The 8,032-nt window shown below is 66.5% G+C and carries 6 protein-coding genes and 1 pseudogene; 3 read left to right on the top strand and 4 right to left on the bottom strand.

The genetic code is table 11. From position 1 onward, the window contains the following. The 4 genes from Q8814_RS22645 to Q8814_RS22660 all read right to left on the bottom strand — a co-directional run. Positions 1–416, bottom strand: a 416-nt coding sequence (locus Q8814_RS22645) for an ABC transporter permease (RefSeq protein WP_330154228.1), incomplete at its 3' end; no start/stop codon positions are given. 108 nt (positions 417–524) lie between these two features. Beyond that, on the bottom strand, positions 525–1,427 hold the full coding sequence (locus Q8814_RS22650) for an ABC transporter ATP-binding protein (RefSeq protein ID WP_330154229.1): 903 nt from the start codon (positions 1,425–1,427) through the stop codon (positions 525–527). Between the two features lie 93 nt (positions 1,428–1,520). After that, positions 1,521–2,360, bottom strand: coding sequence for an SDR family oxidoreductase (locus Q8814_RS22655; RefSeq protein ID WP_330154230.1), 840 nt, complete (start codon positions 2,358–2,360; stop codon positions 1,521–1,523). Positions 2,361–2,400: 40 nt separating this feature from the next. Then, the gene (locus Q8814_RS22660) at positions 2,401–3,660 is read right to left on the bottom strand and encodes a WS/DGAT domain-containing protein (RefSeq protein ID WP_330154231.1); all 1,260 of its coding nucleotides are present in this window, start codon (positions 3,658–3,660) and stop codon (positions 2,401–2,403) included. A 234-nt stretch (positions 3,661–3,894) separates the two neighbouring features. Here Q8814_RS22660 and Q8814_RS22665 point away from each other — a divergent pair, with 234 nt between their 5' ends. The 3 genes and pseudogenes from Q8814_RS22665 (at position 3,895) to Q8814_RS22675 (ending at position 8,008) form a co-directional block, all read left to right on the top strand. Continuing rightward, complete coding sequence (locus Q8814_RS22665; RefSeq protein ID WP_330154232.1) at positions 3,895–5,061, top strand: acyl-CoA dehydrogenase family protein; 1,167 nt, start codon at positions 3,895–3,897, stop codon at positions 5,059–5,061. A 56-nt stretch (positions 5,062–5,117) separates the two neighbouring features. After that, the gene (locus Q8814_RS22670) at positions 5,118–6,641 is read left to right on the top strand and encodes an acyl-CoA synthetase (protein WP_330154233.1); all 1,524 of its coding nucleotides are present in this window, start codon (positions 5,118–5,120) and stop codon (positions 6,639–6,641) included. Between the two features lie 36 nt (positions 6,642–6,677). Next, a pseudogene (locus tag Q8814_RS22675) lies at positions 6,678–8,008 on the top strand (MFS transporter). The last annotated feature ends 24 nt before the right edge of the window (positions 8,009–8,032 follow it).

An 8,032-nucleotide genomic window follows, 5' to 3' on the forward strand; every position in this document is an offset into this window, starting at 1 on the left:
CGGGTGGTCGCCGACACCGCGGAGATCGCCGCGCCCAGGCTCAGGGCGGCCGCGAGGGTGAAGAGCACCGCCAGCGCGTAACCCCCCGGCTGCGCCGGCAATGGCACCTCGAACACGAACCTGCCCACGAGCAGCGCAAAGAGCACCGACACCGCTACCGCAACCGCGTGCACGGCGATCTGCGCCATCAACAGCGTCGCGGGACGGGCCGGTGTCACCGACAGCCGCCGCAGGATGCCGCGTTCCCGATACGCGGACAACACCGCCGGCATGGTCTGGATACCGGCGACGATCATCGCCAACAGCACTACGACCGGGACGTAGAGGGCGATGACCCGACGCCCGCCGAGGTTCGCGCCGGCCTCCCGGAACGCGGGGATGAGACCGAGAATCGTCAGCAGGGCGACGGGGAACACCAGGATCCAGAACAGGGCGCCGGGCTCGCGCGCGAAAGCCGCGCCTCGGTGCGCAGCACCGCGACCGTAGGGTTTGTTGCGGCCGCGGGTGTCGTGTCGATGGGCATCTCAGTTCTCCGGGGTGATGATGTCGAGGAATGCGTCGTCGAGCGTGGCGTCGGTGATGCGGAGCCGCTCGGCGACGATCCCCCGGCCGGCAAGGAGGCCGAGCACCGCGTCGACCGCTCTGCCGCTGCCTTCGACGACCATCCGATCGTGGTCGCGACGTACCGCAGCGACATCGGGCAACGCTTCGAGCAACACCGGATCGAGTGGCGCCGAGGGACGGAACGAGACGATGGTGGAGGTGGCGGCCCGTCCGATCAGTTCTGCCGGACTGCCGAACGCCCTGATGGCGCCCGAGTCGAACACCGCGACCCGATCGCACAGTCGTTGTGCTTCCTCCATGAAATGTGTGACCAGCAGGACGGTGACCCCGGATTCGCGGACCTCCTCGATCAGCGCCCATGTTTCACGGCGGCCGCGCGGGTCGAGACCGGTCGTGAGTTCGTCGAGCACGACCACCCGGGGAGTTCCGATCAGCGCGAGCGCGATGAACAGCCGCTGCTGCTGCCCCCCGGACAGCTTCGCGAATCGGGTGTCGAGCACGTGCCCGAGGCCCAGCCGCTCGGCGAGCGCGAGGCCGTCGGCCGGCCGCCGATAGAACGACGCGTACAGGCCGAGGGCCTCACGCACGGTCAGTTTCGGTTGCAGTTCGCTCTGCTGCAGCTGCGCGCCGAGCAGTTCCGTGACCGCGCGGCGGTCGGCGATCGGGTCGAGACCCGTGACGCGGACGGTGCCCCGGTCCGGTGTCCGCAAACCGGAAACACACTCGACGATGGTGGTCTTCCCGGCACCGTTGGGGCCGAGGACCCCGAAGATCTCGCCCTCCTCGACTTCGAAGCTCACCCCGTCGACGACGGTGCGGTCGCCGTACGACTTGTGCAGATCCGTCACTTCCACAATGGGCATGTGTCGAGCGTGCCCGGCGGCAGGGGCGCTACACATCACCCGACCGGATCGCGGTGACATCGACCGATCGGACGATGCGAACTACAGGCCGGTTCAGCGCTTGAACGACATCATCCGGCGCACATACTTCGGCACCGCGCGCGCCGGGACAGCGACCGGCCAGTCGTCGGCACGAAAGTATGCGTCGGTGCCGCCGTCGACCACCACGACGCTGCCGACCATGAAGTTCGCGGCGGTCGAGAGCATGAATTCGACCCACTCGGCGATCTGCGCGGCTTCGCCGTACCCGCCGATCGGCACGGGAAAGTTCTCGACCCGCTTCGCTTCCGGACCCGAAAGCTGCGCTTCGAGCAGGGGTGTCGAAATAGCGCCCGGTGCAAGCACATTGAGTCGTATTCCGGATCCGGCCCACTGCTCGGTGACGGCGGTACGACGAGCCCAGCGGGTCACGGCGATCTTCGATGCGGCATACGTGAACGGCCCTGCGGCGGCACTGATGCGACTCGCGCATCTGACTCCCTTGTCGAGGTTCCCGGCGAGGAACGCCTTGACCGCGGAGTTCGGGACCGCGGGTGTCGCCGTGGTCGAGTTCGATCCGAACACGACCACCTTGCTGTTGCCCGTCGCCGCGAGGGCGGGCCGCCATCCGACCAGCAGATCGATCACGCCGCGTACGTTGACCTGCGCGATGATCGCTTCCTTCCCGGGGACCGGGCCCAGACCGGCGGCGAGGACGGCGCCGTCCAGTCGTCCCTCGGCGAGTTCGAGTGTCTGCCGGATCGCGGTCGATCGCCCCTGCGGTGTCGACAGATCGGCCACGACTTCGACGTCTCGCAGGTCCACCCCGATCACGGTGTGCCCGGCGGCGCGCAACCGGTCTGCGCTCGCCTTACCCATTCCGGACGCTGCGCCGGTTACCGCGTATACACCCATCCGTGCCCCCACTTCAGCCGATGTCGAATCTCTCCGCACGCTACAGGCCGGTATCGCCTTGCACACCGGCCCGAGGGCCGAGCGTCGCGCTCACCTCGGCGACAGCCTCACGCAACGTCTGCCCGTAGTCGTCGAGGTTCGGGATCACCCGTGGGCTCGCGGTCACCCCGATCGTGACCGTGTCGCCGAGACCGTACACACCGTGCGTCAGCGACATCACCGGCGACAGACCCGGAAACCCGGCGCTGAAGACCACCGGTCCACCCGCGAGTGCGAGATCCGCCGGCCCACGGTTCACGCTCGACACCACCGTGTTTCCGGTGACCGTCTCCGGGATCGCGTCGAGCGAATACCGATCGACACCGAACCGAAGCAGCGGTGCGGGCACGAAATCGTTTGCCGAATCGCGCTGCGCAAGCAAAGGACTCGACAGTCGCGCACGGCGGCGCGCGAGCTCGCCGGCGATGCGCTCGGCGCGCACGCGGAGATCCGGCTCGGTGACGAACAATTCGACACCGGCGTTGCGGTAGTTGTTGCGCGCCGTCCCGGACGCGTCGCCCGCCACGGTGACCTCGGCGCCGAGCGCGTCCGGAACATTCTCGCCGCGCACCGCGAGAAGCCGTGACAGTGCCACCGACACCGCCGTCAACGCGACGACGGTGACCGTGTGGTCACCCGCGCGGAACTCCTCGGCCGGGCACACCACCATCCGTACAACCCGCTCGGCTCCCGGATCGACATTGAGACCGACGAGCGGCCGCCCGGCCGCGGGCGCAGGCACCTGCCCTGCCGTGGTCGCCTGCTCGAGCGCGCGGTTCGCCGCGGCGGCGCGCCGGCCCTGCGCGATCAGACGCACGATGCGCACCGGTAATCCGAGCAGCGCACGGGCCAGCATTGCGGGCGGGCGGGGAGGCGGCTCGGGCGCGTTCGTGAACGGCGGGTCACCGAGCCCGAACAATGCGCGCGCCAGAGCGCTCGCCCGGCGCCCGTCCGCAAACGCGTGCGAGACCTGCAGCACCACGACAAGTGCGTCGCGGTCGCATCGCGGAGCGCCCCGCACCCCACGGAACACGTGGAGTTGCCACGGGCTCACCCGCGGGTCGATCGAGGTCGACACGAGCGACCCCAGCGCCGACTGCAGGCCCGACCACGACGAGTACGTCGGCCGATGGTCGACGACAAGATCGTCGCTGAAGTCGCGAGGCTCCCAGTACGGATAGTCGAGATTTCCCGGCACGTCACGAATCCGGCACCGGAGCTCACCGATCCGCTCGACGCGGCGCCGAACGGCGGTGCGCACCGCGTCGGCATGGGCGTCGCCTTCGAAGCAGTACAGCAGGAACTGATCATTGCGAATCCGTTCGGCGAGCCACTACATCTGCGCGTCCGCGGGAGTGAGCTGCACGGCCGCCAGCGTACGTCCGCCTCCGGCACGAACACCTGCAACAAATTCAATCGTTGACATTATTAATCATTATTAGTGTACTGTGATTCACGCAACACGGCGTAGCGCACAGCGGAAGGAACGGCCCCCATGAGCTCGGTCTCCCTCGATCGGACGATCTTCGACGCCGATCACGACGCGTTCCGGCACACCGCACGCGGGTTCGCCGAACGAGAGGTCGCGCCCCACCTCGACAGATGGGCCCGCGAGGGACAGGTCGACCGCGATCTCTACCGCAAGGCCGGTGAGCTCGGCCTCCTCGGAGTCGGTGTGGACGAGAGGTTCGGAGGCGGCGGTATCGACGACTTCCGCTTCAACGCAATCGTCATCGAGGAGCTCTCCCGCATCGGCGCGCAGGCGGTCGTCATGGGACTGTCCGGCTTCAACGACCTCGTTGCCCCGTACTTCGAAGCTCTCGCGACCGCCGAACAGAACCACCGCTGGCTCGCCCCGATGGTGACGGGCGAGACGATCGGCGCGATCGCCATGACCGAACCCGGCGCAGGCAGCGATCTCGGCGCCGTGGCCACCACGGCGATTCCGGACGGTGATCACTTCGTCCTCAACGGCACCAAGATCTTCATCTCCAACGGCATACTCGCCGACACGATCATCGTGGTGGCCAAGACCGACCCCGCCGCGGGCAAACACGGCGTGAGCCTGCTCGTGGTCGAGGACGGCATGCCCGGGTTCACCAAGAACGGCCCACTCGACAAGGTGGGCCTGTCCGCGCAGGACACCGCCGAACTGGTCTTCGACAACGTACGGGTTCCCCGCGACCACCTGCTCGGCGAGGAGAACAAGGGCTTCGGTTATCTGCGGCACAACCTGCCGCAGGAACGTCTCAGCATCGCCGTCACATCGATGGCACTGATGACACGCACCTTCGAGACCGCCCTGCAGCATTCGGTCGACCGCAACGCATTCGGCCGGCGCCTCGCCGACTTCCAGGCCAACCGGTTCTATCTCGCCGAACTCGCGACCAAGATCGAGATTGCTCAGGTTTTCGTCGACCGGTGCATTCTGGACGCCTCCCGGCGGGAACTCGACGAGGTCACCGCCGCGATGGCCAAATGGTGGGTCACCGAGCTGCACCTCGAAGTCGTACACCGGAGTGTGCAACTGCACGGTGGCTACGGATTCATGAAGGAGTACGACGTCGCTCGCGACTACCTCGACTCCCGCGCCGGCACCATCTACGGAGGCGCCACGGAAATCATGAAGGAAATCATCGGTCGACGTCTCACAAAGGCGTAGAACACCTCCCCCGCACACATTCCGGCATCAACCACACCCGTCGTGAGGAGAATTCGATGTACAACCAGGGAACCGGAAGCTGGCCGCATCGGCGATCCCGTCAGTCCCCGGACGCGGTCGCGATCAAGTTCCGCGACACCGTCCACACCTACCGCGACCTCGACGAACGGGTCACCCACCTGGCGCACGCACTGCGCACCCTGGGCGTCGGACCGGGTGACCGCGTCGCGCTGCTGAGCGCCAACCACCCCGCCTATCTCGAAGCGCTGTTCGCAGCCGGAGTTCTCGGTGCAATCTTCGTCCCCCTCAATGCCCGTCTCACCACTCCCGAAGTTGCCTATTCCCTGGAGGATTCCGGATCGTCGGTGCTCATCCACTCGGCGGCACTGACCGACATCGCAGCCGAGGCCGTTGCCCAGTCCGGCAACGCGCATCGCGTGGTACTCGACGGCGACCCGGACGAGACGGCTTCGAGTTACGAGTCGATCATCGCCGAAGCAAGTACCGAGCGCATCGACGTGCCGGTCTCGCATGACGACCCCTGCTTCATCATGTACACCTCCGGCACCACGGGCCGGCCGAAGGGTGTCGTGCTCACCCACGGCAATGTCGTCTTCGCGGTGATGAACCCGATCGTCGACCTGGATTTCGTCAGCGACGAGGTATCACTGGTCGCGGCGCCGCTCTTCCACACCGCCGCATTGGATTTCGTCGCCCTTCCGACCCTGCTCAAGGGCGGAGCAGTGCTGATCGAGGAAGGCTTCGAACCCGGACGGATCCTGCAGCTGATCGAACGCGAGCGGGTCACGTACTCCTTCGGAGTCCCCACGATGCTCGACGCGATGAGCAGCCACCCCGACTGGGACACCACCGACCTGAGCTCGATCCGACGCTGGGTGGTGGCGGCGGCACCGGTCCCGCCACGGACCCTGCACACCTATACCGCGCGCGGCATCAAGCTGTGCCAGGCGTACGGCTTGACCGAAACAGGCCCGGGTGCACTGATTCTCACCCCGAACAACGCCGAACGAAAGCTCGGCACCGCCGGAGTTCCGCACTTCTTCACCGACGTGCGCGTCGTCGATCCGGAAGGCGTCGCGGTCGGTCCGCACGAGCGTGGCGAGATCCAGATCTCGGGACCCAACGTCATGACCGGATACTGGAACAAGCCCGACGCCACCGCCTCCGCCTTCACCGACGGCGACTGGTTCCGGTCCGGTGACGTCGGCGTTCCGGACGACGATGGTTTCGTCACCATCGTCGACCGGCTCAAGGACATGATCATCTCGGGCGGCGAGAACATCTATCCGGCCGAGGTGGAAGCAGCAATTCTCGATCTACCCGGGGTGGTCGGCTGCGCGGTGTTCGGTGTGCCCGACGAGAAGTGGGGCGAAGTCGGCCGCGCCGCCGTGACTCTCGCCGAGGGAGCCACGCTCACCGACGCAGAGTTCTTCTCCCATCTGACCGGCCGACTCGCCAAATACAAGATCCCGGCGTCCCTGATCGTCCTCGACGAGATTCCCCGCAACGCCACCGGCAAGATCCGCAAGGACAAACTCCGCGCGATGTTCTCGGACTGATTCCAAACTCCCGTTCCCTCGACCCATGCAGCCCGCGTGACGGTTACCGCCACCAGAACCGAATTGACTGCTGGACAACGCAAGAAAGAAGTTCGCAGGGTCGTCCTGTCGAGTTACCTGGGAAGTACCATCGAGTTCTACGACTTCCTTCTGTGCGCCACCGCTGCCGCGATCGTCTTCGCGCCGGTGTTCTTCTCGAACCTCTCTCCGCTGGCCGGCACCATCGCGTCGATGGGCACCTTCGCCGCTGGATACATCGCCCGGCCGCTCGGCGGAGTGATATTCGGACGCTTCGGCGACATGTACGGCCGGAAGTCGATGTTGTTGATCTCGATGACCGTCATGGGCGTCGCGTCCTTCCTCATCGGTCTGGTTCCGCCGGCCTCGGCGATCGGTTCGTGGGGTGCGGTCATTCTCGTTCTGCTGCGCGTGTGCCAGGGCATCGCGGTCGGCGGCGAATGGGGTGGCGCGGCTCTGATGTCTCTCGAGCATTCGGAGGGCCGCAACCGCGGGTTCGCAGCGGCATTCACCAACGCCGGCGCACCGACCGGTTCCCTGCTCGGCACCATCGCGCTCGCAGCAATTGCGCTCCTCCCCGAGGACGATTTTCTGTCCTGGGGTTGGCGAATCCCTTTCCTGCTCTCCGCCTTCATGCTTGCCATCGGCCTGTTCGTCCGCGCCCGCGTATCGGAAAGCCCGCTGTTCGCGGAGGCCACGGCCGCACAGGACACGTCGCCGACGAAGAAGTCACCGCCCATCGTGAGCGTTCTGCGCCGGCCGCGAAATCTGATCCTCGTGGCCGTGGGCTGTATGGCGAGCTTCGGAATTCAGACGATGTTCACGACCTTTTCCATCGGGTTCGCGGCGAACTCGGGTATCACCCGCCCCCAGGCGCTGATGGCGTTCGCAATCTGCCAGTTCCTCGCGATTTTCACCCTGCTCGGGTTCGCGCGGTTGTCGGACCGGATCGGACGCAGGCCGGTGATCCTCTTCGGCCTCGGCGCATTCGCAGTGCTGATCGTGCCGATCCTCTCGATGCTGTCCTCCGGTAACTTCGCGCTGGTGACACTGGCGTTCGTGCTCGGGTTCGCGCTGTGCCAGTCCGCGACCTACGGCCCGATGGCGGCTTATATCGCAGAACAGTTCGGCACGTCCGCACGGTACACAGGCGCATCACTCGGGTACCAGGGCGCGCCCCTGCTCGGAGCCGGCTTCACCCCGGTCGTACTCGCCACGTTGCATTCGGTGACGGTGGAGGAACCGCGATGGTCGCCGTCTTCATGATCGGCCTGGTGACGCTGAGCGCCGTCTTCATCCTCCTCGGCACGGAAACCAAGGACCGCGACCTGACCACATACGAGCACTGACCTCACCGACGGGGGCGGGGGGGG

Source organism: Rhodococcus chondri (assembly GCF_036327435.1).
GTDB classification, from domain to species: Bacteria; Actinomycetota; Actinomycetes; order Mycobacteriales; family Mycobacteriaceae; genus Rhodococcus; species Rhodococcus chondri.